At 72.9% G+C, this 24,497-nt stretch carries 21 protein-coding genes; 12 read left to right on the top strand and 9 right to left on the bottom strand.

Going from position 1 to position 24,497, the window contains the following annotated elements; translation table 11 throughout:
- From ACIO1C_RS24855 to ACIO1C_RS24825, 7 genes are all read left to right on the top strand, one after another.
- Complete coding sequence (locus ACIO1C_RS24855) at positions 1–2,022, top strand: protein meaA (protein WP_401866966.1); 2,022 nt, start codon at positions 1–3, stop codon at positions 2,020–2,022.
- A complete protein-coding gene (locus ACIO1C_RS24850; protein ID WP_401866964.1) occupies positions 2,019–3,008 on the top strand; it encodes an HpcH/HpaI aldolase/citrate lyase family protein in 990 nt (329 codons plus the stop codon). The genes ACIO1C_RS24855 and ACIO1C_RS24850 overlap by 4 nt, the downstream gene beginning before the upstream one ends.
- A gap of 3 nt (positions 3,009–3,011) precedes the next feature.
- Positions 3,012–3,518 carry a MaoC family dehydratase gene (locus tag ACIO1C_RS24845; protein ID WP_401866963.1) on the top strand — a complete coding sequence of 169 codons (507 nt, stop codon included), beginning with the start codon at positions 3,012–3,014 and terminating at the stop codon, positions 3,516–3,518.
- A gap of 3 nt (positions 3,519–3,521) precedes the next feature.
- Positions 3,522–4,748 carry an acyl-CoA dehydrogenase family protein gene (locus ACIO1C_RS24840; RefSeq protein WP_401866961.1) on the top strand — a complete coding sequence of 409 codons (1,227 nt, stop codon included), beginning with the start codon at positions 3,522–3,524 and terminating at the stop codon, positions 4,746–4,748.
- 180 nt (positions 4,749–4,928) lie between these two features.
- Entirely contained in the window at positions 4,929–5,576 is a 648-nt protein-coding gene (locus ACIO1C_RS24835) for a phosphatidylserine decarboxylase (protein WP_161309119.1), read from the top strand.
- On the top strand, positions 5,563–6,417 hold the full coding sequence (gene pssA, locus ACIO1C_RS24830; RefSeq protein WP_401866959.1) for a CDP-diacylglycerol--serine O-phosphatidyltransferase: 855 nt from the start codon (positions 5,563–5,565) through the stop codon (positions 6,415–6,417). Before ACIO1C_RS24835 ends, pssA begins: the two co-directional genes overlap by 14 nt.
- 154 nt (positions 6,418–6,571) lie before the next feature.
- On the top strand, positions 6,572–8,755 hold the full coding sequence (locus ACIO1C_RS24825; protein WP_401866958.1) for an AMP-binding protein: 2,184 nt from the start codon (positions 6,572–6,574) through the stop codon (positions 8,753–8,755).
- Positions 8,756–9,310: 555 nt separating this feature from the next.
- Here the strand turns inward: ACIO1C_RS24825 and ACIO1C_RS24820 are convergent.
- The 6 genes from ACIO1C_RS24820 to ACIO1C_RS24795 all read right to left on the bottom strand — a co-directional run bounded on the left by ACIO1C_RS24820 (position 9,311) and on the right by ACIO1C_RS24795 (position 17,089).
- Complete coding sequence (locus ACIO1C_RS24820) at positions 9,311–11,173, bottom strand: GNAT family N-acetyltransferase (RefSeq protein WP_401866956.1); 1,863 nt, start codon at positions 11,171–11,173, stop codon at positions 9,311–9,313.
- Positions 11,174–11,193: 20 nt separating this feature from the next.
- A complete protein-coding gene (locus ACIO1C_RS24815) occupies positions 11,194–12,465 on the bottom strand; it encodes an ABC transporter substrate-binding protein (protein ID WP_401866954.1) in 1,272 nt (423 codons plus the stop codon).
- The gene (locus ACIO1C_RS24810) at positions 12,462–13,574 is read right to left on the bottom strand and encodes a branched-chain amino acid ABC transporter permease (protein WP_401867426.1); all 1,113 of its coding nucleotides are present in this window, start codon (positions 13,572–13,574) and stop codon (positions 12,462–12,464) included. Before ACIO1C_RS24810 ends, ACIO1C_RS24815 begins: the two co-directional genes overlap by 4 nt.
- Position 13,575: 1 nt before the next feature.
- On the bottom strand, positions 13,576–14,466 hold the full coding sequence (locus ACIO1C_RS24805) for a branched-chain amino acid ABC transporter permease (protein ID WP_401766225.1): 891 nt from the start codon (positions 14,464–14,466) through the stop codon (positions 13,576–13,578).
- On the bottom strand, positions 14,463–15,545 hold the full coding sequence (locus tag ACIO1C_RS24800; RefSeq protein ID WP_401867424.1) for an ABC transporter ATP-binding protein: 1,083 nt from the start codon (positions 15,543–15,545) through the stop codon (positions 14,463–14,465). The genes ACIO1C_RS24805 and ACIO1C_RS24800 overlap by 4 nt, the downstream gene beginning before the upstream one ends.
- Before the next feature lie 743 nt (positions 15,546–16,288).
- Positions 16,289–17,089: an ABC transporter ATP-binding protein gene (locus tag ACIO1C_RS24795; RefSeq protein ID WP_401866952.1), complete on the bottom strand. Its 801-nt coding sequence runs from the start codon at positions 17,087–17,089 to the stop codon at positions 16,289–16,291.
- A 223-nt stretch (positions 17,090–17,312) separates the two neighbouring features.
- Here ACIO1C_RS24795 and ACIO1C_RS24790 point away from each other — a divergent pair, with 223 nt between their 5' ends.
- Positions 17,313–18,512 carry a PucR family transcriptional regulator gene (locus ACIO1C_RS24790; protein ID WP_401866950.1) on the top strand — a complete coding sequence of 400 codons (1,200 nt, stop codon included), beginning with the start codon at positions 17,313–17,315 and terminating at the stop codon, positions 18,510–18,512.
- Between the two features lie 50 nt (positions 18,513–18,562).
- Here ACIO1C_RS24790 and ACIO1C_RS24785 read toward each other — a convergent pair whose 3' ends face one another.
- Positions 18,563–19,735: a lipid II:glycine glycyltransferase FemX gene (locus ACIO1C_RS24785; protein ID WP_401867421.1), complete on the bottom strand. Its 1,173-nt coding sequence runs from the start codon at positions 19,733–19,735 to the stop codon at positions 18,563–18,565.
- A 455-nt stretch (positions 19,736–20,190) separates the two neighbouring features.
- The gene (locus ACIO1C_RS24780; RefSeq protein ID WP_401866948.1) at positions 20,191–20,772 is read right to left on the bottom strand and encodes a TetR/AcrR family transcriptional regulator; all 582 of its coding nucleotides are present in this window, start codon (positions 20,770–20,772) and stop codon (positions 20,191–20,193) included.
- Between the two features lie 161 nt (positions 20,773–20,933).
- Between ACIO1C_RS24780 and ACIO1C_RS24775 the strand changes: the two genes are divergently transcribed.
- Positions 20,934–21,329 (top strand): nuclear transport factor 2 family protein, encoded by a 396-nt coding sequence (locus ACIO1C_RS24775; RefSeq protein WP_401866946.1) that lies wholly within the window; start codon positions 20,934–20,936, stop codon positions 21,327–21,329.
- A gap of 67 nt (positions 21,330–21,396) precedes the next feature.
- Here the strand turns inward: ACIO1C_RS24775 and ACIO1C_RS24770 are convergent, their stop codons facing one another.
- Complete coding sequence (locus ACIO1C_RS24770) at positions 21,397–22,551, bottom strand: glycerate kinase (RefSeq protein ID WP_401866944.1); 1,155 nt, start codon at positions 22,549–22,551, stop codon at positions 21,397–21,399.
- A gap of 105 nt (positions 22,552–22,656) precedes the next feature.
- Here ACIO1C_RS24770 and ACIO1C_RS24765 point away from each other — a divergent pair, with 105 nt between their 5' ends.
- From ACIO1C_RS24765 to ACIO1C_RS24755, 3 genes are all read left to right on the top strand, one after another.
- Complete coding sequence (locus ACIO1C_RS24765; RefSeq protein ID WP_401866942.1) at positions 22,657–23,148, top strand: NUDIX domain-containing protein; 492 nt, start codon at positions 22,657–22,659, stop codon at positions 23,146–23,148.
- A gap of 66 nt (positions 23,149–23,214) precedes the next feature.
- Positions 23,215–23,937 carry an SIR2 family NAD-dependent protein deacylase gene (locus tag ACIO1C_RS24760; protein ID WP_401866940.1) on the top strand — a complete coding sequence of 241 codons (723 nt, stop codon included), beginning with the start codon at positions 23,215–23,217 and terminating at the stop codon, positions 23,935–23,937.
- Positions 23,930–24,490 (top strand): GrpB family protein, encoded by a 561-nt coding sequence (locus ACIO1C_RS24755; RefSeq protein WP_401866938.1) that lies wholly within the window; start codon positions 23,930–23,932, stop codon positions 24,488–24,490. Before ACIO1C_RS24760 ends, ACIO1C_RS24755 begins: the two co-directional genes overlap by 8 nt.
- Positions 24,491–24,497 lie beyond the last annotated feature (7 nt).

Below are 24,497 nucleotides of genomic sequence, written 5' to 3'. Positions count from 1 at the left end.
ATGGCGAGGCGCCCCAAGGACCGGCCCTGGCTCATGCGGACGTACGCGGGGCACTCCACGGCCGAGGCGTCCAACGCGCTCTACCGCCGCAACCTCGCCAAGGGGCAGACGGGCCTGTCGGTCGCGTTCGACCTGCCCACCCAGACCGGCTACGACCCCGACCACCTCCTGGCGCGCGGCGAGGTGGGCCGCGTCGGGGTCCCGGTCTCGCACCTCGGCGACATGCGGCGGCTGTTCCAGGACATCCCGCTGGAGCGCACGAACACCTCGATGACCATCAACGCCACCGCCATGTGGCTGCTGGCGCTCTATCAGGTGGTCGCCGAGGAGCAGGGCGCGGACCTCTCACTGCTCCAGGGAACGACGCAGAACGACATCGTCAAGGAGTACCTCTCGCGCGGGACACACGTCTTCCCGCCCGTGCCGAGCCTGCGCCTGACGACCGACATGATCACGTACACGGTCCACCACCTCCCCCGGTGGAACCCGATCAACATCTGTAGTTACCACCTCCAGGAGGCCGGGGCCACACCCGTCCAGGAGATCGCGTACGCCATGTCCACCGCGATCGCCGTGCTGGACGCGGTGTTCGCGTCGGGCCGGATCCCCGGCGACCGCAGGGGCGAGGTGGTCGGCCGCATCTCCTTCTTCGTGAACGCGGGCGTCCGCTTCGTCGAGGAGATGTGCAAGATGCGGGCCTTCTCCCGCATCTGGGACCGGGTGACCCGGGAGCGGTACGGCGTCGGGGACGCCAGGCAGCGGCGCTTCCGCTACGGCGTGCAGGTCAACTCGCTGGGGCTGACGGAGGCGCAGCCGGAGAACAACGTCCAGCGGATCGTCCTGGAGATGCTGGCCGTCACGCTGTCCAAGGACGCGCGCGCCCGCGCCGTACAGCTGCCGGCCTGGAACGAGGCGCTGGGGCTGCCCCGGCCCTGGGACCAGCAGTGGTCGCTGCGCATCCAGCAGGTCCTGGCGCACGAGTCGGACCTGCTGGAGTACCCCGACCTCTTCGAGGGCTCGCACGTGGTCGAGGCCGAGGTGAAGGCCCTGGTGTCCGAGAGCCTCGCCGAGATGGACCGGATCGAGGCGATGGGCGGCGCGATGGCGGCCGTGGAGTCCGGCTATCTCAAGTCGGAGCTGGTCTCCTCGCACGCGGCCCGGCGTGCCCGGATCGAGTCGGGCGAGGAACGGATCGTCGGGGTCAACTGCTACGAGTCGACCGAGCCCAGCCCGCTCACCGCCGACCTGGACACGGCGATCATGACGGTCGACCCGGCGAACGAGGCACGGGTGGTGGCGGCGCTGGGCGCCTGGCGGGCGGCGCGGGACGAGGAGCGGGCGACCGCCTCGGTGGCCGCCCTGGTCAGCGCCGCCGCGGGCACCGGCAACCTGATGGAGGCGACGGTCGCGTGCGCGCGGGCCGGGGTGACGACCGGTGAGTGGTCGGAGGCGCTGCGGGGCGTGTTCGGTGAGTTCCGCGCCCCGACGGGGGTGGGCGGCGCGCCGGTCGCGGTGAGCGCCGAGACGGGCACCCCGCTGGCCGCCGTACGGGACAGGGTGGCGCGTACGGCCGGAGAACTGGGCTCGGGGCGGCTGCGGCTGCTGGTGGGCAAGCCGGGGCTCGACGGCCACTCCAACGGCGCCGAGCAGATCGCCGTACGGGCGCGGGACGCCGGCTTCGAGGTGGTCTACCAGGGCATCCGGCTGACGCCCGAGCAGATCGTGGACGCCGCGCTCGCCGAGGACGTGCACTGCGTCGGGCTGTCGATCCTGTCCGGCTCGCACGCCGCGCTCGTGCCCGACGTGCTCGTACGGCTGCGCGAGGCGGGCGCCGGGGAGATCCCCGTCATCGTCGGCGGGATCATCCCGGGCGCCGACGCGGCCGCGCTGCGGGCGGCCGGGGTGGCCGCCGTCTTCACCCCGAAGGACTTCGGGATCACCGAGATCATCGGCCGTATCGTCGACGAGATCCGTACGGCGAACAAGCTCGACCCGCTCGACCCCTTGGAGGTCTCCGCATGACAGCCCCAGCGATCCCCCCGACCGAGGTCCCCGTGAACCGGCTGCGCCCGCGCCGCTCGTGCCTCGCCGTACCGGGCTCGAACCCGCGGTTCCTGGAGAAGGCCCAGGGGCTGGCGGCCGACCAGGTCTTCCTCGACCTGGAGGACGCGTGCGCGCCGCTCGCCAAGGAGGGCGCCCGGCACACCATCGTGGACGCGCTCAACAAGGGTGACTGGACGGGCAAGATCCGGGTCGTCCGGGTGAACGACTGGACGACCCACTGGACCTACCGCGACGTCGTCACGGTGGTCGAGGGCGCGGGACACAACCTCGACTGCCTGATGCTGCCGAAGGTCCAGGACGCGCAGCAGATCGTCGCCCTCGACCTGCTGCTCACCCAGATCGAGAAGACCATGGGCTTCGAGGTCGGCAAGATCGGGATCGAGGCGCAGATCGAGAACGCCAAGGGCCTGGTGAACGTCGACGCGATCGCCGCCGCCTCACCCCGGCTGGAGACCATCGTCTTCGGCCCGGCCGACTTCATGGCGTCGATCAACATGAAGACCCTCGTGGTCGGGCAACAGCCGCCCGGCTACGGCGCGGACGCGTACCACTACATCCTGATGCGCATCCTGATGGCGGCCCGTACCCACGATCTCCAGGCGATCGACGGTCCGTACCTCCAGATCCGTGACGTGGACGCGTTCCGCGAGGTGGCGGGGCGCGCCGCCGCGCTCGGCTACGACGGCAAGTGGGTGCTGCACCCGGGCCAGATCGACGCGGCCAACGAGATCTTCTCGCCCGCGCAGGAGGACTACGACCACGCCGAGCTGATCCTCGACGCGTACGACCACGCCACGTCGGAGGCGGGCGGCAAGAAGGGGTCCGCGATGCTCGGCGACGAGATGATCGACGAGGCCAGCCGCAAGATGGCGCTGGTGATCGCGGGCAAGGGGCGGGCGGCCGGGATGAGCCGTACCACCGCGTTCGAGATCCCGGAGGCGTGAACGATGCGGTTCGGACGCACCTTTGAGGAGTTCGAGGTCGGCGCCGTCTACAAACACTGGCCGGGCAAGACGGTCACCGAGTACGACGACCATCTCTTCTGCCTGCTCACCATGAACCACCACCCCCTGCACCTCGACAGCAACTACGCGGAGAAGACCACGGACTTCGGCAGGAACGTCGTCGTGGGGAACTACGTCTACTCCCTGCTGCTGGGGATGTCGGTGCCCGACGTCTCCGGCAAGGCGATCGCCAATCTGGAGGTCGAGTCGCTGCGGCACGTGGCGCCGACCTTCCACGGCGACACGCTGTACGGCGAGACCACCGTGCTGGCCACCACACCGTCCCGGTCGAAGAGCGACCGCGGGGTCGTGCACGTGGAGACGAAGGGCTACACGCAGGACGGCACGGTGGTGTGTGTGTTCCGCCGCAAGGTGATGGTGCCGACGAAGACCTACATCGACGAGCGCGGCGGCGAGCAGCCCGGCCGCCCTGAGCCCCGGGAGAAGTGAGAGATGAGCCGACTCGCCCAGACAGCCGGGCTGACCGACGTCCAGCGGGAGATCCTGGCGACGGTCAGGGACTTCACCGACAAGGAGATCCTGCCGGTCGCCACCGAGCTGGAGCACCGCGACGAGTACCCGACGCGGATCGTCGAGGGACTCAAGGAGCTCGGCCTCTTCGGGCTGATGATCCCCGAGGAGTACGGCGGTCTGGGTGAGTCCCTCCTCACCTACGCGCTGTGCGTGGAGGAGATCGCCCGGGGCTGGATGTCGGTGTCGGGGATCATCAACACCCACTTCATCGTGGCGTATCTGCTCAAGCAGTACGGCACGGACGAGCAGAAGGACACGTTCCTGCCGAAGATGGCGGTCGGCGAGGTGCGCGGGGCGTTCTCGATGTCCGAGCCGGCGCTGGGCTCGGACGTGTCCGCCATCACGTCCAAGGGCGTCAGGGACGGCGACGAGTACGTCCTGAACGGGCAGAAGATGTGGCTCACCAACGGGGGTACGTCCACACTCGTCGCGGTGTTGTGCCGCAGCGACGAGGGACAGCCCCCCGGCAGCACACCGGCCACACCGCCCACACCGCCGCACCGGTCGATGACCACGTTCCTGGTGGAGAAGGAGCCGGGGTTCGGTGTGGTGCGCCCGGGGCTCACCATCCCCGGGAAGATCGACAAGATGGGGTACAAGGGCGTCGACACCACCGAGCTCATCATGGACGGACTGCGCATTCCGGCCAATCGGGTCCTCGGCGGCACCACGGGCCGGGGGTTTTACCAAATGATGGACGGCGTCGAGATCGGCCGGGTGAACGTGGCCGCGCGGGGGTGCGGTGTGGCCCAGCGCGCCTTCGAGCTGGGGGTCTCGTACGCCCAGCAGCGCCACACCTTCGGCAAGCCGATCGCCCAGCACCAGGCCATCCAGTTCAAGCTGGCCGAAATGGCCACCAAGGTCGAAGCGGCCCATGCGATGATGGTGAACGCGGCACGCAAAAAGGACTCCGGGGAACGAAACGACCTGGAGGCAGGGATGGCGAAGTACCTCGCGTCCGAGTACTGCAAGGAAGTCGTGGAGGACGCCTTCCGGATCCACGGGGGTTACGGCTTCTCCAAGGAGTACGAGATCGAGCGCCTGTACCGCGAGGCGCCGATGCTGCTGATCGGCGAAGGTACCGCCGAGATCCAGAAAATGATCATTGGCCGCCGACTGCTGGAGGAGTATCAAATCCAGGGCTGATTGTCTCTTTTGAGCCGATTTCGCCGCGAAGAAGATCACACCCTGTTGTCCTCTGCCGCTGGCTTCAAGCCGCTCGACTCGACTGCTGGCTTGCTCAGTTGCTCCTCGCAACCGATACCATCGTTGTAAAGCCGCCGTCCCCCGTTGCCAGCGCGGCATCATCCGCTACGAAGGTCATCCATGCCCCACAGCCAAACCTCTGCACCACGCGGCCGGGTCCGCCTCGCGCGCGGAGCATCGCCGTGGCTTCTGCCGACCGTCGCCACCGCCGCGATCAGCCTGGTCAGGGCGCGCCACTCGCGGCGCGCCGCCGTTCTCGCCGTACCCGCCACCGCTCTCGCGGCGGGCATGCTGTGGTTCTTCCGCGACCCCGAGCGTGAGATCACCCAGGCACGGGTGATCTCGCCGGCCGACGGAGTGGTGCAGAGCATCATGCCGTGGAAGGACGGGCGCACCCGGGTCGCCATCTTCATGAGCCCGCTGAACGTGCATGTGAACCGCGCCCCCCTCGCGGGCACGGTGACGTCGGTGGAGCACATCCCGGGCGGGTTCGTCCCCGCGTTCAACAAGGAGAGCGAGAACAACGAGCGCGTTGTCTGGCACTTCGACACCGAGCTGGGCGACATCGAGATGGTGCAGATCGCGGGCGCCGTGGCCCGCCGCATCGTCCCGTACCTCCCCCAGGGCACCAAGGTGGAACAGGGCGAGCGCATCGGCCTCATCCGTTTCGGCTCGCGCGTCGACATCTACCTTCCGGAAGGTGTCGATGTCGCCGTCGAGGTCGGTCAGACCACGACCGCAGGGGTGACTCGAATTGACCGTGATTGATCCCGAGACGCAGGCCGGCTGGGTCACCGAGGCCCAGGCGGAGGACGACGCCGAGGACATGCCGCTGTCGATGAGACTGTCGATAGCGGACACGCTCACTCTCGGTAACGCCACCTGTGGCTTCATGGCGGTGTACTTCACCACCACCGGCATCCTGATCCCGCACCTCACGGGCAGCGACGAGAGCGGCATGGCGCGGCACTCCGCCGCCACGGCCGTGATCCTCATGCTCTGCGCGGCGATCTTCGACCTGTTCGACGGGCTGGTGGCGCGCAAGCTCCGCAGCTCGCCGATGGGCGCGGAGCTGGACAACCTCTCCGACCTGATCAGCTTCGGCCTCGCACCGGCGTACTTCGTGCTGGTGTACGGCATGGTCGCGGACGACGCGCATCAGCGCGTCTCGGCGCTGGCGGCGATCGTGGTCCTGCTCGCGGTGGTGCTCAGGCTGGCCAGATTCTCCTGTGTGACGATCAGGGACGGCATGTTCCAGGGCATGCCGAGCCCGTTCGGCGCGCTGACGGTCATCTCGATCGTGCTGCTGGAGCTCCCCTTCGTGCCGACGCTCCTCGCGATCATCGGGGTGGCGTGGCTGATGGTGAGCCGGGTCGAGTACCCGAAGCCGCGGGGTGTGCTCGCGGTGGCGATGCTCAGCTGGATCGTGGTCTCGATGGGGCTGCTGGCGGCCTGGGCGTTCGACGCGCCGGGTGGTCAGCTGCTGCTCCAGACGGGGTGCGCGCTCCAGGTGGTGACGGGTGCGGTGATTCCGCTCTTCGCCACGGCGCGGCGCGTGAACACGTTCCGTGACAATCGCCGTGAGGCGCGGGCGGCGCAGCTGCCTTAGCGGTACATGGTCGTACGGGAAGGGGCCCGGGTGCTTTCGGCACCCGGGCCCCTTCGTGTGCCGCGGCGGCCCCTTACGCGCCCTTCCTCGCCCTCCCCCTCTCCCTCCTCCTGGCCCTCTTCCTCGCCCCTCCGGCCTCTGGAATGATCAGCGGATGGTAGGGGGACCGATACATCAGCTGTTCGAAGATCACGTCCGCCGAGCGCCCGGGCGGACGGCGGTGATCGCCGGGCCGGTCCGGCTCACGTACGGGGAGCTGGACTCCGCGGCCGGCCGGCTGGCGGCCCGCCTGGCCGCGACCGAGGGGCTGCCGCCGTCGGGCGCCACGCTCGCCATCGCCACGGACCGGGTGCCCGGCGTGGTGGTGGCGATGCTGGCGGTGCTCAAGGCGGGGCACGCGTACACGGTGATCGCACCCGACACGCCGCGCAGGGAGATCCGGCGGCGGCTGGGGGTCGTACGGCCCGGGGCCGTCCTCACCGACCGGGCGCTGCTGGCGGGGATGGACGACGGCAGGGCGCGGCCGACGGTCCTCCTGGACGAGGAGGGCGAGGCGGCGACGGGGGCGGAGCCCGGCGCTGTGGGGGCCGAGGTCGGCGGGGGCGACGCGGCCACGGTGCTGTTCACGGCCGGGACCACCGGTGAGGCGAAGCCGGTTCCGTGCGGCCACGACCTGCTGCGCGCGGCACACGCCGCCTGGACGGGGGTCCTCGGACTGACGCCTGAGGACCGGCTGCTGAGCTTCGCACGGCCGGAGACGACCGAGTTCACCGGCGCGTGGATACGGGCGCTGTGCTCGGGGGCGACGCTGGTCCTCGGCGAGGGGGAGGGCGCCGCCGGGCTGGTGGTGGGCGGGTTGATCGCCGGCGGACCGGGCACCCGGGTGCGGGCCGCCGCCGGGCCGGCCGCCGGTGGGCAGGCGACCGCCGTGCAGGCCGCCCCGGGGCAAGTCGCCGCCGGGCCAGCCGCCCCTGGGCCAGCCGCCGGCGGAGCGGCCGCCGCCGAGCAGACCACCGCCGGACCAATCGTCCCCGGTGCAGTCGCCCCAGGGTCGGCCGCCGCCGGACAGGCCGCTGTCGGGCCGATTGCCGGCGGCCAGACCGCTGCCAGGTCGGCCGCCGCCGGATCGGGCGCCGCCAGGCAGCTCGCCTTGGCCGAGCGGGTCACCGTTGCCGAGGTGGGGCCGCTGGGGGCCGCTCGGCTGGTGGAGGGCGGGCTGCCCGGGCTGCGGTTGCTGGTCGTCGGGGGCGAGCCGTTGCCCCTTGCCGAGCAGCTCCGGCTCCAAGGGCTGCTTTCCGCGCCGGGCGCTCGGGTGGTCGCGGTGTACGGGACCGCCGAGGTGGCCGGCTGTGGTGCGTGGTTCGAGCCCGAGCAGTTGGCGGGGCCGGTGGCCCGTCCGGAGCGGGCCGCGTATCTCGGGGTGCCGTTCCCCGGTTGCGGGGCGGAGGTGCGCAAGGGCGAGATCTGGCTGACGCCGCCGGGAGGTGGGGACGCCGTGCCGACCGGGGACGTGGGGCGGCGGCAGGCGGGTGGGCCGCTGGAGTTCCGGGGGCGCCTGGTCCACCGCGTCACCATCGCGGGCCGGACGGTCGACACCTACCGGGTCGAGGCCGCGCTGGCCGGGCACCCGGAGGTCGGGGCGGCCGTGGTCACGGGTGATCGGGGCCGTACCGGGCAACGCGTGGTCGCCTTCGTGGTGCCGACCGAGGGCGCCACCCCGACGGTCGCGTCCCTGCGGGCCGGGCTGTCGGGGCTTGTCCCGGCGGGCGACCTGCCCGACGTGGTGGTCCGGCTGCGCTCGCTGCCCAGGAACGCGGCGGGGAAGGTCGACCGGAGCGCCCTGCCGCTGCCCCCGCTGGCCGGGGCCTACCGGGCCGTCGGCAAGGGAGGGAGCGGCGGCGAGAGCGTGCCGGCGCACCTCGTCGCGGGGGGTGTGGTGGGAGTCATGGCCTGCTTCCTGTCCTTCGCCCTGACCGATGTCTTCTGGCCGGGCGCCACGGACCGGACCGGGATCCCGGGACCGTGGAGCGGCCTCTTCGGGCTGCTGTACGTCATCGAGGGCGTGGCCTTCGGCGTGGGGGCCGGGTTCCTGCTGGCGGGACGGCGGGGGATGGTACGGCGGGGCGGTCCCGGCGCGCTGACCACTCTGGCGCACCTGGCGGTGGTCTGGCTCCTGGTGGCCTGGTGGCCGCAGGACAACTTCTACCGGCTGGCCGCCAAACGCGACTGGGAGCGCCAGGCGGCGCTCGTCTACGCCTTCAACGTACCGCTGATGCTGGCGGCGGCGGTCGTGGCGCTGTGGGCGGTACGGCGGTCGCCGGGGGCGGTGGAGAAGTGAGCGCGGCGGCGGGCCGGCCCGCCGGGACGGCGGCGCGGAAGACCGCGTCTCCGCCGGCGCGGGCGGAGCGGGGCGCCAAGCGGTAGGTGCCCTGTGCCCGGCGGCGCGGCTCCTAGGACGTGTCCGCGAAGCGGGGCCGCGCCCGCTGGGCGGGGCTCGCGAGGCGTGCGATCGCCGTCGTGGCCCGAGGGACCGCCGCACGGTGGTCGGTGCGCGCGAGCGCAGGCCGCCGGGATGTCCCCGTAACGCAGCTACTTGGGCACGTCCGCAACGCCGCGAGCCTACGTGCCGGCCGCCGTCCGGCAGACGGCAATCTGACGACAGGACCCAGGCCGCCCCTCGCGGCGAGGTGCGCTGCCCGGCAGCGCGGGCGCGTGCGCGAAGTGGGGGCGTTCGCCCGTAGGGCGGGGCTCGCGGCGTCTGGTGCGTGCGATCGCGAGGCGGAGGTCGGAGCGCGTACTGGACGTACTCGCCCGTTTCGACAACGCCGCGAGCCGGACTCCACTTTGCGGACGCGCCCTGGACCGTCGTGGCGGCGGGCCGGCGGCCCCCCGGTCAGCCCGGGTCGGTGAACATCCGGCCGAGGTCCTGGGCCGCGGTGCGGACCAGCGCCTCGGCCGCGTCGAGGGCGGCGAGTGTGCGGGCGGCCAGCAACACCCCTACCCAGGGGGCGGGTTCGAAGGCGGCGGTGGGGATCGTGGGGAGCAGGACCGCGCCGATCCTCGTACAACGGGTCGTCAGGTCGCACAGCCAGTCCATGAGTTCCGCGTCGGGGAGGCGGGCGCCCAGTGGGATCTGGTCTGCGGAGCGCACTACGTGGGAGCCGCCCCTCGTCTCGTCCAGGCGGGCCTTCGCCATGAAGGCCACCGAGGGGCCGGTGAGCCGGAGGTTGATCTCCGTGGGGGCGAGCCGGCCGCCCGGGGCGGCGACGAAGTCGACGTCGTACCAGCCCCGGTAGCCGTTCGCGGCCAGTTCCCGGCCGACGGCTTCGCCGAAGGCAAGCGCGGCGGCCTCCACCCGGCCGGGCACGGCCCCCGGGCCCACCGTCACGCCCTGGTAGGCCGTGCCGCGTACGTCCATCGCGCCGACACCGACGGAGTGCACCGCGCCCGCCGCGTCCACCACCCCGTCGTATGTCGGATCGCCGGGGGTTGTTGTGTCGGTCAGGTACTCCTCCACCAGTAGCGGTCCGCGCGGCAGCGCTCGCAGCGCGGGCATCACGTGGCGTGGGGACGTGATCACGCGGGTGCCCGAACCGCCCACCCCGTGCTCGGTCTTGACGACGCTGCCCGCACCGGAGAGCGCCCGTGCGGCGATCCGCCGTACGGCGGCGGCGCGGCCGGGGACGTGCCACTGCGCGGGGACGGTGACGTCCGGGTGGGCGGGGGCCAGTGCGGTGAAGAGCGCGTGGGACGCCCGCTTGGACTCGTGGCGCAGGGCGCCGGGCGGGAGCGGGGCGCCGGACAGTTCCGCCGAGGCGGCGGTGTGGCCCCAGGCGACGAAGGGCACACCGAGGGCGCGCAGCCGGGCGGCGAGGGCGGGGCGGGCCAGGACACCGGCGGCCACGGCGGAGGGGCCGTCACCGTGGCCGGCGGCGGGATCGTCGACGTGGGCGGCGGCGGGATCGTCACCGTGGCCGGCGGCGGGATCGTCGACGTGGGCGGCGGCGGGATCGTGACCAGGGCATGCAGCGGGGTCGTGACCAGGGCCGTCGCCGAGATCGTCGCTCAGGTCGTCGTACATCTCGACCTGTTCCCAGGCCAGTTGGCGGGCCAGCAGGCCGATCCAGCCCGCCGGGACGGGCCGGGGCAGGACCACCGCGGCCGGGTGCGGACCGATCAGCGCCGCCAGGCACGCGTAGTGCCCGGCCGCCCGCAGCCCGGCCGGGCTCACCGCGCCGAACTGGGCCTGGAATTCGGCGATGTTGCCCAGGTGCACGGCCCGCCGTCCCCCGGTCCACGCGTGGAGCCACGCCGCACGCGCGGGCAACTCCACCCGGAGCCGGGGCAGTGGGCCGCCGCCGGGGACGGGCCGGGCGCCGAGGGCGCGGTAGAAGCCGGTGGCGTGCGGGTCGGAGTGGAGGGTCAGCCGGGTGAAGCCGGCCGCGCGGGCGGTGTCGAGGAGGTGCGCGTACAGCGTCCTGCCGATGCCGCGCCCGATCAGCCGCGGCTCCACGAAGAGCAGGCCGAGTGTGCCGTCCGGGGCCTCGCCCTCCAGCGAGCCGACACCGAGCAGCTCCCCGGACCGTGCGTCCTCCGCCACAACCACCCGCCGAGCGGCCATCTCGTCGGCGGCGAGGGTGAGTTCGTCCCGGCAGGCGGCCAGGAAGGCGGCGTCGTACCCCCAGTGCGCCTTGGAGCGCAGCATGAGCGCACTCAGGGTCCGTGCCTCGTCGGGGCGGGCGTTCCGTATCCGCACGCCCCGACTCTAGACCGGGTTCAGCCGCCCACCTGGAAGGACTCCGCCGCCTTCGAGACCTCGGCGGGGCGTACCACGCGCAGGCCGCCGGGGACCTTGTCGTCCGGCTTCATGATCACGGACTCGCGGGTGGACGGCGCGGCCGGGTCGGAGAAGTTGTGCGTGATGCCGAAGCCGCTGCGGTACGCGGTCACGGTCAGCAGCGCCTTGCCGACCCCCTCCCGGGTCAGGTCCTTGGCCGCGCAGGCCTTCTTGAGCACATCGCCGTAGACCTGCGCGGCGGTGTATCCGGCGACCACACCGTTGTCGAGCACGTCCTTGGGGTAGGCCGCCGCGTACTCCTTCGCGAGCTTCGCCGGCGCCGGTTCCGTGGAGCCGATCGGGAGGGTGGAGGAGGCGATGTAGTAGTCCTTCATCAGGGCGGGTCCGGCCGGGGTGGCGAGGAGCTGGGGCGCGAAGGCGGAGTTGTTCCCGATGACGGGCACCTGGAAGCCGGTGGCCGCGGCGACGCCGACGAGCGAGGCAGCCTGGCGGGGGCCCGCGCTGACGATCACCGCCTTCACCCCGGCCCGCTTGAGCGCGGCGACCTGGGCCGACATGTCGTTGTCCGTCGGCTTGATCTTCTGCTCGACGACGGTCAACCCGGCCTGTTCTGCGGCGTACTTGGACCCCACGAGCGCGTTCTCGCCGTAGTCGCCCTCGAAGTAGACATGGCCGATCTTGTCGCCCTTCGCGACGCGCTTCTCCGCGAGGAGGTAGTCGACGGCGTTGATGGTCTCGACGTCGTACGTGGCACCGATCACGCGGACATACGGGCTGCCGAGGAGCGACGCCGACCACGCCTGCGGCAGCACAAGTCCCTTGTCCTGGCCGTCGATGCGGGGTTCGACGGCGGCGACGAACGGGGAGCCGATGAACTGGGCGAAGCCGAGGACCCCGGGGGCGAGTTCGGTGTACGCGGCGACGGCCTTCTGCGGGTCGTAGCCGTGGTCGCGCACGGTCAGCTCGATCGTACGGCCGCAGATCCCGCCCGCCGCGTTGGTCTGCTTCGCCCACAGCCGCTGGGCCTGGGTGACGCTCTTGCCGAGGGAGGCGTACACCCCCGTCATGTCGGTGAGCACGCCGAGCTTGATGGTCTTCGCGGTGACGCCGACCCCGGTCCGTACTCCCCCGGCGTCCTCGCTCTTCGTGTCCTTCTCGGTGGCCTTCCCGCTGCATCCGGTGAGGGCGAGGGCCAGGGCGGCCAGGAGCGCGGCGCCGCCCCTCAGGGTGTGACGGGCTGATGGCTTCATGTCTTCTCCCGAGAGGACCGTGGGGACAGAGTCGGGCGGGTGAGACCGCCGGGCAGGAACAGGACCACCGCGACGATCGCGGCGCCGTACAGGTAGCGGGAGGCCTCGCCGGGGGCGAGGCCTCCCGTGCCTGGCTCGGAGACCAGCGGCAGGCTGTCGCTGTAGTGGGTGAGGAGTTGGGGCAGCAGGGAGACGAAGGCGGCGCCGACAACGGCGCCCGCGACGGTCCCGAGCCCGCCGATGACGATCATCGCGAGGTATTCGAGCGCCAGGACCATGCCGAAGTAGTCGGGGACGGTCCGCTGGAAGAGCAGGGCGAGCAGGACACCGGCGAGGCCCGCGTACATGGAGGACAGGACGAAGACGGCGGCGCGGTAGCGGGCCACCGGGACCCCCATCACCCCGGCGGCGACGCGGTGGTCGCGGATGGCGTTCATGGCCCGTCCCGGCCGTCCGCGCAGCACACCGCGGGCGAAGAGCCCGCCCGCGAGGAGGGCGGCGAGGCCCGCGTACCAGAGCTTCTCCGAGGAGTGGAAGGGGACGGCCGCCACGACGGTCTCGGTGTCGTCGAAGGTGATGCCGAAGAGGGAGAGCGGTGGGACGGCGCGGCCGTTGAACCCCCCGGTCAGATCACCGGCGTTGAAGAGGAGGTGCTGGCCGATGAAGATCAGGGCGAGCGTGGCGATGCCCAGGTACGCGCCGCGCAGCCGGCCCGCGATGGGGCTGAACAGGCCGCCGGCCAGGCCCGCGAGGAGGACGGCGAGGACGGCGGCCAGCCAGGTGGGCAGACCGAGGCCGACGAGGCGGTGGCCGTTCTCCGCGCGGCCGTCACCGGCGAAGACGCAGTAGCCGTAGGCGCCGACGGCGAGGAAGAAGGCGTGCCCCATGGAGAGCTGGCCGGTGGCGCCGGTGAGCAGGTTGAGGCCGATGGCGCCGATCGCGGCGGCCATCGCGAAGAGGCCGGCCTGGAGCCAGAAGCGGTCGGCGTAGAGGGGAAGGGCCAGGAGGACGACGGTGACGGCGGCCCACACATACGGGCGCGGGCCGGCGGGGAGGCGCCCGAACCGCTTGGTCGGGACTGACTTTGACGGCGCGTCAGTTGACTTGATGTCAGACACGGGCCGGCTCCTTCGTGCCGAAGAGCCCGGCGGGCCGGACGAGGAGGACGGCGACCATCACGAGATAGGGGGCGAGATCGCCGATCCCGCGTCCCAGGAAGGCCAGATCGCTCTGGTAGCCGGTGGCGAGTGATTCGGTGACCCCCACGATCAGCCCGCCGGCCAGGGCTCCGGTGGTCGAGTCGAGCCCGCCGAGGATGGCGGCGGGGAAGGCCTTGAGGGCGGCGAGGGAGGTGGCGCGTTCGAGGCCGGGGGTCGGGAAGACGGTGAGGAAGAGCGCGGCGACGGCGGCGAGCGCCCCGGCGACCGCCCACGCGGAGAGCGAGACCCGGCCGAGCCGTACGCCCATCAGCGCGGCGGTGGTCGGGTTCTCGGCCGCCGCGCGCATGGCGACACCCCAGGTGGTGTACCGGAAGGCGAGCAGGAAGGCCGTGATGAGCAGGGCCGCGGCGACAAACGCGGCCACCCGTGTCTGGGCGAGGGTGACCCCGCCGAAGGTGAGGACGCGGTCGCCCCAGGGGTCGCCGAGCGCGAGCACGTCCGTGCCGAGGCGGCGGGTGAGTTCGGTGGTCAGCAGGATGTCGACGCCGATGGTGACGATGGCGAGGACGCTGTGGTCGGAGCCCCGGTAGCGGCGCATCACGAGGAACTCGACGGCGGAGCCGACCACCGCCGCGCCCGCGACGCCGACGGCGAGCGCGGGCCAGAAGCCGAGATCGTCGTGGAGGACGGCGGTGAGGTAGCCGCCTGCCAGGAGGAGTGAGGCGTGGGCGAAGTTGACGACCTCGGTGGCCTTGAAGATGACCACGAAGCCGAGGGCGATCAGGGCGTAGACGGAGCCCATGGACAGGCCGCCGAGGAGGAGTTCGATGAAGGTGGTCACGGCGTCGGCTCCTGCTCGGCGGGGTCGGGCGCGGCGTCGGCGCCCAGGTAGGCGCGTACGACGGCGGGATCGTTCTGTACGCGCGCGGGCGGGCCGCTCGCGATCCCGCGGCCGAAGTCGAGGACGGTCACCGTGTCGGCGAGCCGCATCACCACCCCCATGTCGTGTTCGACCAGCACGATCGAGATGCCGAGGCTGTCGCGCACCCCGGAGACGACGGCGGCCGTGCGCCGCCGTTCGTCGGCGGTCATCCCGGCGACGGGCTCGTCCAGGAGGAGCACGCGGGGCTCCATGCAGAGCGCGCGGCCCAGTTCGACGAGTTTCTGTTTGCCGTACGGGAGGGTCCCGGCCGGCCGGTCGAGGTCGTCGGCGAGTCCGACGAACTCGGCGATCTCGGCGACCCTGGCCCGGTGGCGGCGGGCCTCGCGGGCGGCGGAGGGCAGCCCGAGCCCGGTGGCGAGGAACCCGGCACGGGTGAGCCGGTGGCGGCCGAGCAGCAGGGTGTCGGCGACGGTGGCGTGCGGGGGCAGGGCGAGGTTCTGGAACGTACGGGCGATGCCGAGGGCGGCGATCCGGTGCGGAGCGAGCCCGGTCAGCTCGGTGTCACCGAGGCGGACGCTGCCGGCCGTGGCCCGGTAGACGCCCGAAAGGACGTTGAAGCAGGTGGACTTGCCCGCGCCGTTGGGTCCGATGACGGCGTGCACACTGCCCGGCTCGACGGTGAAGGAGACGGCGTCGAGGGCGGTGAGCCCGGCGAAGCGGACGGTGAGGTCGGTGAGGGTGAGGGTGGGAGGGGTTCCGGGGGGCGGGGTCGCGGAGCGGCCGGACGGTCCGGAGGGCGGTCCGGGGGGCGGGGTCGCGGAGCGGCCGGGCGGTCCGGCGGACGGATCGCCGTCGGCGGGGCCACGGGTGGGCGGCCCGCCGACGGACGAACCGTCCGCGCCGGTCCGCCACCGCGGGCCACCACGCCACGGAACACCGCGCCGCGCGCCGCCGGGCGCCGGGGCGCCACCGGGCGTGGGAGCGCCTGGCGACGGGGCGCCCCGGGTCGGACCACCCTGGGTGCGACTGCCACCCAGCGTCGCACCGCCCGGCGCAGGAGCACCCGGCCTCGAATCACCCGGGGTGGGACTCCCCTTCAGTGATGCGCCGCCCGACGCAGGAACGCCCGGCGTCAGGCCGCTCACCGTGGGAACACCCGGCGTCGGGACACCCACTGTCGGGGCGCTCGGGATCGCGCCGCCCGGCGCAGGAGCACCCGGCCTCGGGTCACCCGGGGTGGAACTCCCCTTCAGTGATGCGCCGCCCGACGCAGGAACGCCCGGCGTCAGGCCGCTCACCGTGGGAACACCCGGCGTCGGGACACCCACTGTCGGGGCGCTCGGGATCGCGCCGCCCGGCGTGGGAGCGCCCAGCATCGTGCCGTACTGCATCGGAGCGCTCGGCGTGGGAACACCCGGCGTCGGGACTCCCAGAGTCGAGGCGGCCAGCATCGCGCCGCCCGGCGTAGGAACGCCCGGCGTCGTGCCGTACGCCGTCGGGGCAGCCGACGTCGGAGCGCTCGGCGTGGAGGCTCCCCGCATCGGGGGACCCAGAGTCGAGGCGGCCAGCATCGCGCCGGCCGACTTAGGAACGGCCGCCGTCGGGGCAGCCGACGTCGGAGCGCTCGGCGTGGGGGCACCCCGCATCGGGGGACCCAGAGTCGAGGCACCGCCCGGCGCCGGGGCGCTGTCCGGCGTGGGAGCGCTCAGCCTCGGGGCGCCCGGCGCGGGAACGCCGCGCCTCGGGGCAGCCGGCGTCGCGCCGCCAGGCGTCGTCGTGTTCACGCCGGCCACCGCCTCAGGGTCGGGGCGGAGACGCCCGCGCGGGCCGCGTCGGCCGCCGCCGTCTCGTCGACCACGCCGAGGTAGCGGCGTCTGACCTCGTCCGACGCGGCCAGGTCCGCCGCGGTGCCTTCGAGGGTGACCTCGCCGACCTCCAGGACGTACGCCGTCGAGGCCAGTCGCAGCGCGATCGCCGCGTTCTGCTCCACCAACAGGACCGACGTACCGGTGGCGTTGATCTCCTGGACGGTCTCCGCGATCCGCGCGGCCATCAGCGGGGCCAGCCCCAGCGACGGCTCGTCCAGGAGCAGCAGCCTCGGGCGGGCCATCAACGCCCGTCCCAGCGCCAGCATTTGCTGCTCTCCGCCGGAGAGGAGTCCGGCTCGTTGTTGCGCGCGGTCCGCGAGGACGGGGAACAGCTCCCGTACGCGCGCCAGGCTCCGCGCGCTCTCCTTGCGGCCTCCCCGCGCCCCCAGCGCGCCCGCCCGCAGGTTGTCGGCGACCGTCATCCGGGCGAACACCTGCCGCCCCTCCGGTACGTGGACCACCCCCGCGGCCACCACCCGGGCCGGCGCGAGCCCGTCCAGCGGGCGGCCGTCGAACCGGACCGTGCCCGCGCCCGCTCTCCCCCGGTGGAAGCCCAGGGTGCGTGAAATGGCGCGCAGCAGCGTGGACTTGCCCGCGCCGTTGCCGCCGAGCACGGCGACGATCCGGCCGGGCGGCACGTCGAGGGAGACCTCGCGCAGGGCCCGCACCGGACCGTAACCGACGGACAGCGCACGCACTTCGAGCGCGGTCATCCCTGGGCCTCCGTTCCTCCGGGCCGCCCGGGGGCGGCCGTCCGTCCGGAGCCACACCACAACACCGGGCGGTGGCAGCGTCCACGACGCCGGGCACAATCGCTGCCGATGACCAGCGGCGCACCGCCCGCGTTGTGCACGCGCACAACGCCGGAAGGCCGTCCGGGAGGTCTTCTGCCGGGGGGCTGTCCCACCGGGGCCGTCGATGGCATCCTCACCAGCCATGGGTGGCCGCAGAGCGCGTACCGATCGCGAGTGGTCCGTTCTGGCGAGCGCCTCGCGCGCGCTGCTGGACCGCGTACCACGCCTCACCGACCAGCTGATCGAGGAACTGCGCGCGCATTCGCTCCAGTTCGACCTCGCCGTGCCGCGCGACGAGCACTGGCAGCAGATCGACCGGGCGCTGCGGTACGGCATCGAGGCGATCACCGCGCCGCGCTCGGCGCCCCGGCCCGACCTGGAGTACGCCAGGGCGCTGGGCCGGCGCCGGGCCGAACAGGGCCTGGCCCTCGACCTCCTGTTGCACGCCTACCGGCACGCGGGCTACCTGGTCTGGGACGAGCTGTTGCGGATCGTCGGCGAACAGGCCCCCGCGGACCTGCCGTTACTGGTGCACACGGCGTCCCACATGTGGTCGGGGGTGGACCTCCAGGCGACCGCCGTCGCGGAGGCGTACCGGACGACGGAGAGGGAGATGCACCGGCGCAGCGACGAACGGGTGCAGGCGTTGCTGGACGCGCTGCTGGAGGGCCGGGCCTCACCGGGCCTCGCGGCCCGCGCGGCGGCGGGTCTCGACCTGCCCGAGCAGGGGCGGTACGCGGTGGTGGTGGTCCGGGTCGAACGGCAGGGCGGTCGCGAGCCGTTCGAGCGGATCACCGCCGCCGAGGGCATGCGGTTCTTCTGGCGGATGCGGGCCGACTGCGAGATCGCGGTGGTGGCGCTGGAACCGGACGCGGGCCTCACGGAGCTGGCCGAGGAGCTGGGCCGGCCCTGTCCGGGGCCCGGCGGGATCAGCCCCGTGGTGGAGAGCCTCACGGAGCTGGGTCTGGCACGGAGGCTGGCCGAGACGGCGTTACGGACGATCGCGCCGGGCGGTCAGCAGATGGTCCGTCTGGACGCGTGTCTGCCGACGGCGTTGGTGGTCAGCCAGCCGGAGCTGGCCGCCCGGCTGATCGCGGACGTCTTCGGCCCGCTGCTCGAACTGGACCCGTCCGACCGGGCCGTACTGCTGGAGACGCTGGACGCCTGGCTGGAGTACGGGGGTTCGGCGGGGCGGGCGGCCACCCGGCTGTACTGCCACCGGAACACGGTGTTCAACCGGCTGCGCCGGCTGGAACACCTCACGTCCCGTTCGCTGTCGCGGCCACGGGACCTGATCGAGATGACCCTGGCCCTGGACGCGTTCCGGCTGACGCCGGGGTGACACCGGGGTGACACCGGGCTGACGGATCATCACGGGTCCGGGCAGCGGCCTCAGCGGCGGGCCATGTAGAGCTGGAACGCCTTGTGCAGCGGCTTGTTGAGCGGGAAGTCCCACTCGCCCAGGTACTCGGCGGCCTCGCCTCCCGTACCCGCCTTGAAGCGCAGCAGCCCGAGCAGATGGTTGCTCTCGTCGAGGGTGTCGGTGATGCCGCGCAGGTCGTAGACGCGTGCGCCGTCCGCGTGGGCGTCGCTCAACATCCGCCACTGGACGGCGTTGTTGGGCTGCACCTCCCGGCGGCGGGAGGTGGAGGCGCCGTACGAGTACCAGACGTGGTCGCCGACGGTGAGCATCGTGGCGGCGGACAGGATCTCGCCGTCGTGGTGGGCGAGGTAGAGCCGCATGCGGTCGGGGTCCTCGGCCGTGAGCGCGGTCCACATGCGTTCGAAGTACGGCAGCGGCCGGGGCAGGAACCGGTCGCGTTCCGCGGTCTCCCGGTACAGCGTGTAGAAGGCCGGCAGGTCGTCGTAACCGCCGCGGACGACCTTGACCCCGGCTTTCTCGGCCTTCTTGATGTTGCGGCGCCACTGCTGATTGAAGCCCTGCTGGATCGCGTCCAGCGACCGTCCTCCGAGCGGGACCTGGAAGACGTACCGGGGCTGTCCGGCGGCGAATCCGTCCCCGGCCGGGTCTTCGCCCTGCCGCCAGCCCAGTTCGCGCAGCCGGTCGGCGACGCGCAGGGCGCGGGGGTCGGTGGTGGTGGCCGTGACGTCCCGCAGCCGGTGCGCGGCCGGGTCGGCGACGGCCGCCTTGAGCGCCTCCGCGTCCCAGCGGCGGGCGACGACCGGCGGGCCCATCTTCACCGAGAAGGCGCCCCGGGACTTCAGGTGGGCGAGCATCGGGGTCAGCCGGTCGGCCAGGTCGGCGGCGTACCAGTCGATGACGGGGCCCTCGGGCAGATAGGCGAGGTACCGCCTGATCCTGGGCAGCGGCCGGTAGAGGACCAGCCCCGCCCCGACCATCCGCCCGGCACCACGCACCTCGCCGGAACCGCCGGTGTACGCCTCGCCGGGGCTGTCGCCGCCCTCGAACCAGCCGACGCTCTCCGCCCGCCAGTCCGGCTTGACGTCTCCCCACGACGGGACCTGCATGTGGCTGACGGAGGGTCTGGCGCGGACGAAGGCCAGGTGCTCCTCGCGGGTGATCGTCCTCAGTCGGTAGCTGATGCTCATGGTCCAGTCATACGTGCCGTACGGGCCGGGGCGGAGCGGACACGCGAAGGGGCGTCCGGGAGGGTGACGCCCCGCCCCGCCTCACGTGGTCGCCCCGCGGCAGCCTGCGGACGTGCCGGGACGCTCCCCACCCGACCAGGGGTCGCCGGTCCGGCGGAGTGACGGTGAGGGTCGGGGGGGCAATCCCGGCCCCACCGGGTCCGCCTGGGGGGGGCGGGGCCTTCTACCGGACGGCCGACGGCATCCGGACCACCGCGATCCGGGCCGGAGAGCGGTGCGGACAGGTCGGTCGGTCCACCGTCCGGGGGCTGCCCGTCGCCGCGGCGCGGTCGACGGCGTCGATGAGGCGGGGTACCCGCCCTCGATCACTCCGTGGCCCGGCACCGCCGGAGCGCGGGGCAGCCACGCTCAGGAAGAGATGAGTCGAAGCCGCCACTGCCCAAGGGGCGCTATCGGTGCTGCGCGGGCTGGGTGAGCGCGTCCATGAGGAGGTCCAGGAGCCGCCCGGCCTGCTGGGGTGTGCCGTATTCGCCGGTGGCCTGGGCGACGCCGCTGAGGCTGAGGAGGACATCGTCGTCACTGAGGTCGGTGCGCAGGGTGCCGTCGGCGGCGCCGGCGGCCAGGAGCGTACCGGTGGCGGTGGTGAGCATGGCCCGGCTCTGGGTGTACGGGTCGGCTCCCGAGGCGATGACTTCGGCCAGGGCGTCGGTCATGCCGCGTTTGGTGCTGGCGTAGTGCAGGAAGCGGTCCGCCCAGGTCCGCAGTGCTTGGGCGGCGGTGTGGTCGGCCAGGAGGTCGGGGACGGCGGCGCACAGCTGGTCCAGCTCGTGACGGTAGGCCGCGTCGACCAGGGCCTCGCGGGTGGGGAAGTGCCGGTAGAGGGTGCCCACACCGACGCCGGCGCGTTTGGCGATGACGGCCGGCGTGGTCTTGGTGCCCTGCTCGGCGAAGGCCTGGACCGCGGTCTCCAGCAGACGCTGCCTGTTGCGCAGCGCGTCAGCGCGCTGCCGCCTGGGTTCCTGCTCTGCCATACGTCGCCCTCCTCCAGCCTGCCCCGATTGCAAACGGAATCAGTTCCGTTTATGGTCGAACCCGTAAGCGGAACGAATTCCGGATTTGACTGTACCCACCCGGCGGCAGCCATGACCAGCCCACCCGCCGCCCCCGCCGCAGTCCGCAAAGGAGTACCACCATGACTGAGCACAACCGCGAGATCGTCCGCCGCATGTACGCCGTCGCCGACTCCGGCGACCTGGACCAGCTGTCCGAACTGGTATCCGACGACTACACCCTCACGCAGGCCCCCGGCCATCCGGTACCCGGACACTGGCAAGGCCAGGCCGCCGACGACGCCGGCGCCCTCGTCTTCCGCACCCTCAACGTGACCGGAGTAACCGTCCAGGAGATCGTCGCCGACGGCCCCCACCGCGTCATCGGCCTGGTCCAGGCCCACGGCACCGACACCGACGGCCAACCCTGGACCATGCCCGTGGCCGAATGCTTCTGGATCGAGAACGGCAAAGTCACCGACATCCGCCCCTTCTACTGGGACCTGGTCGAACTACGCCGCATCGCCGGAGCCCACTAGCCCACCAGCCCACCCACCCCGGCCCTGGGCACGCGAGGAAGACCGGAAGCGCCGCCGCCGACGGCCCTCACGTCAGGAAGTCCTTCGCGATGTCCGCCGCCAGCCGCTCCAGCAGCGGCCCCGCCTCGGCCATGCACACAGCCGGGTCCTTCTCCAGGTCCGTGAGGGCGTACGCGCGCCGGATGCCCGCGCGGCCCAGGGCCTCCGGCGGCAGGGCCAGTCGGCCGCAGACGGCGATGACCTCGACGTTCTTGGCGCGGGCCGCCGCGGCGACCCCCGCCGGCGCCTTGCCGTGGAGTGTCTGGTCGTCCAGGGAGCCCTCCCCCGTGATGACCAGCGTCGCCCGGGACAGCGCGGCGGCGAAGCCGAGGACGTCGAGCATCACCTCGATGCCGGGGCGGAAGCTCGCGTGGAGGCCGACGAGAGCGCCGTAGCCGATGCCGCCCGCCGCGCCCGCGCCCGGGGACAGCGCGAGACGCGTGGCCCGGGAGCCGAGGGACGCCTCCAGGACCGTGGCGTAGTGGGTGAGGGCCGCGTCCAGGACCGCCACGTCCTCCGGGCTCGCGCCCTTCTGCGGTCCGTAGACGGCCGCGGCGCCCTTGGGCCCGGTCAGCGGATTGTCGACGTCACTGGCCAGGACGATGTCCGTCCTGGCGAGCCGGGGGTCCAGTCCGGAGAGGTCGGCGGTGGCCAGGTCCCGCAGTCCGCCGCCGCCCGGGGGGACGGGTGTGCCCTCCGCGGTCAGGAAGCGGGCGCCGAGCGCGGCCAGCATGCCCGCGCCGCCGTCCGTGGTGGCGCTGCCGCCCACGCCGAAGACGATGGTGTGCGCCCCCGCGTCGAGCGCGGCGCGCAGCAGCTCGCCGGAGCCGTACGTACCGGCCGTGAGCGGGGCGAAGACCCCGTCCGGCAGATGGGCCAGGCCGGAGGCCTCCGCCATCTCCACGACCGCCGTGCCGTCCCGGAGGGCGAAGGCGGCGGTCAGTCCGCCGCCGAGCGGTCCGGTGACCCGTACCTCATGCCGTTCGAATCCCGCCGCCACCGCGGCGGCCACCGTGCCGTCGCCGCCGTCCGCGACGGGCATCGTCTCGACCGCCACGTGGGGCGCGATCCGGTGCAGGCCGGCCGTCACCCGCTCGGCGACCTGCACCGCCGTGAGCGACCCCTTGAACTTGTCCGCCGCGATGAGCACGCGCGCGGTATCGGTTACTGCTCCGTCCGTCACGTTGTTATCCCTTGCTGTCGAACAGGCAGTCGCGCCCCTTGGACCCTATCCGCACGGGTGGCACTCTGCCCATGGCCCCCGGGTCCCGCCCGATACGCTGAGCCGGTGACGGACACCGACTACGCCGCGTACATCGCGGGACTCCCGCGCGTCCTCGCCGGCGCGGCCATGCTCTTCAGGGACGGCGAGGGACGTGTCCTGGCCGTCGAGCCGAACTACCGGGAGGGCTGGGCGCTGCCCGGCGGCACCATCGAGTCCGACGACGGCGAGACCCCCCGCCAGGGCGCGCGGCGCGAGACGCTCGAAGAGATCGGCCTCGACATCGAGCCGGGCCGGCTGCTCGCGGTCGACTGGGTGGCGGGCGTCGCCCGGCCGCCGATCGCGGCGTATCTGTACGACGGCGGTGTGCTGACGCCGGAGCAGCTCGGCGCGGTCCAACTTCAGGAGGCGGAGCTGCTGTCCTGGCGGCTGCTGCCCCGCGAGGAGCTGACCACGTACCTGCTGGGCTCGCTGGCGGGGCGGGTGCTGGCGGCGCTGGACGCCGTGGAGTCGGGCGCGGGCACGGTCGAGCTGGAGAACGGCAGGCGGGTGGGCTGACGGGAGCGGCGGGCGCCAGGGTCAATGGGGTCGCCGCCGCTCGTGGCCGCTGCGTACGCTCGGGGCATGACTCTCGTCGCGATCCTCAGCGGCGCCGGGATCTCCACGGACTCCGGCATCCCCGACTACCGCGGGCCGAACGGCCTGTGGCGGCGTGATCCCGGGGCCGAGAAGCTCGTCACGTACGACACGTACGTGAACGACCCCGAGATCCGGCGGCGCGCCTGGCGTGTGCGCACCGACAGCCCCACGTGGCGGGCGGAGCCCAACGCGGGCCACCGGGCGGTGACCGATCTCGAGCGGTCGGGGACGGCGGTCCGGGTCCTCACCCAGAACGTCGACGGACTGCACCAGCGGGCGGGGATGCCCGCCCGGAAGGTGCTCGAACTGCACGGCACCGCACGGGAGACCAGCTGTGCGCGCTGTCACGCGCGGGCCCCGATGCAGGAGGCGCTGGCCCGGGTCGCGGCGGGTGAGGAGGATCCGCCGTGTCTGGTGTGCGGCGGGATCCTCAAGTCGGCGACGGTGATGTTCGGTGAGCGGCTCGACCCCGAGGTGCTGGCGCAGGCGATGGCGATCGCCAAGGCGTGCGAGGTGTTCCTCGCGGTCGGTACGACTCTCCAGGTGCAGCCGGCCGCCTCGCTGGCGGGCATCGCCGCCGACCACGGGGCGCGGCTGATCGTGGTGAACGCCGACCCGACGCCGTACGACGACCGGGCCGACGAGATCGTGCGGGAGCCGATCGGTACGGCGCTGCCCACGCTGCTGAAGAGGTTCCACGGTGGCTGAGCGCGCCGACATGGGAGTGTCTCTGGCGGCCCACGACCCGGCGTGGGCCGTGGCCTTCGCGGAACAGCGGGACCGGCTGGCGGTGCTCCTCGCGCCGTGGCTGGCCGCGCCCGCCGAACACGTCGGCTCGACGGCGGTGCCCGGCCTGCGGGCCAAGCCCGTGGTGGACGTCCTGGCGCCGGTACGGTCCCTGGACGGCGGGGCGCGGGCCGCGATGGTACGGGTCCTGTCGGCCGGCGGCTGGCTGTACTGGCCGGACGATCCGCGCGGGGACACCCGGCTGTGGTTCCTGCGACCGCGTCCGGAGGCGCGGACGCACCATCTGCATGTCGCCGTGCACGGTGACGCGCGGGCCACGGCGCTGCTCGCGTTCCGGGACGCGCTGCGCGCGGATCCGTCGCTGGCGGCGGAGTACGAACAGCTCAAGTCCCGGCTGGTGCGCGAGCATCCGACCGCCAGGAACGCGTACACGAACGGCAAGGCGGAGTTCGTGGCGCGGGTGCTGCGGGCGGCCGGGATCGCGCGTCCGGTACTGGAGGAGCTTCCGGAGTAAGTTCCTA

The sequence above is a fragment of the Streptomyces sp. NPDC087420 genome (assembly GCF_044744165.1).
Lineage (GTDB): Bacteria > Actinomycetota > Actinomycetes > Streptomycetales > Streptomycetaceae > Streptomyces.
Note: the sequence above shows the minus strand (reverse complement) of the source record. Positions and strands in the feature narration are given on the sequence as shown.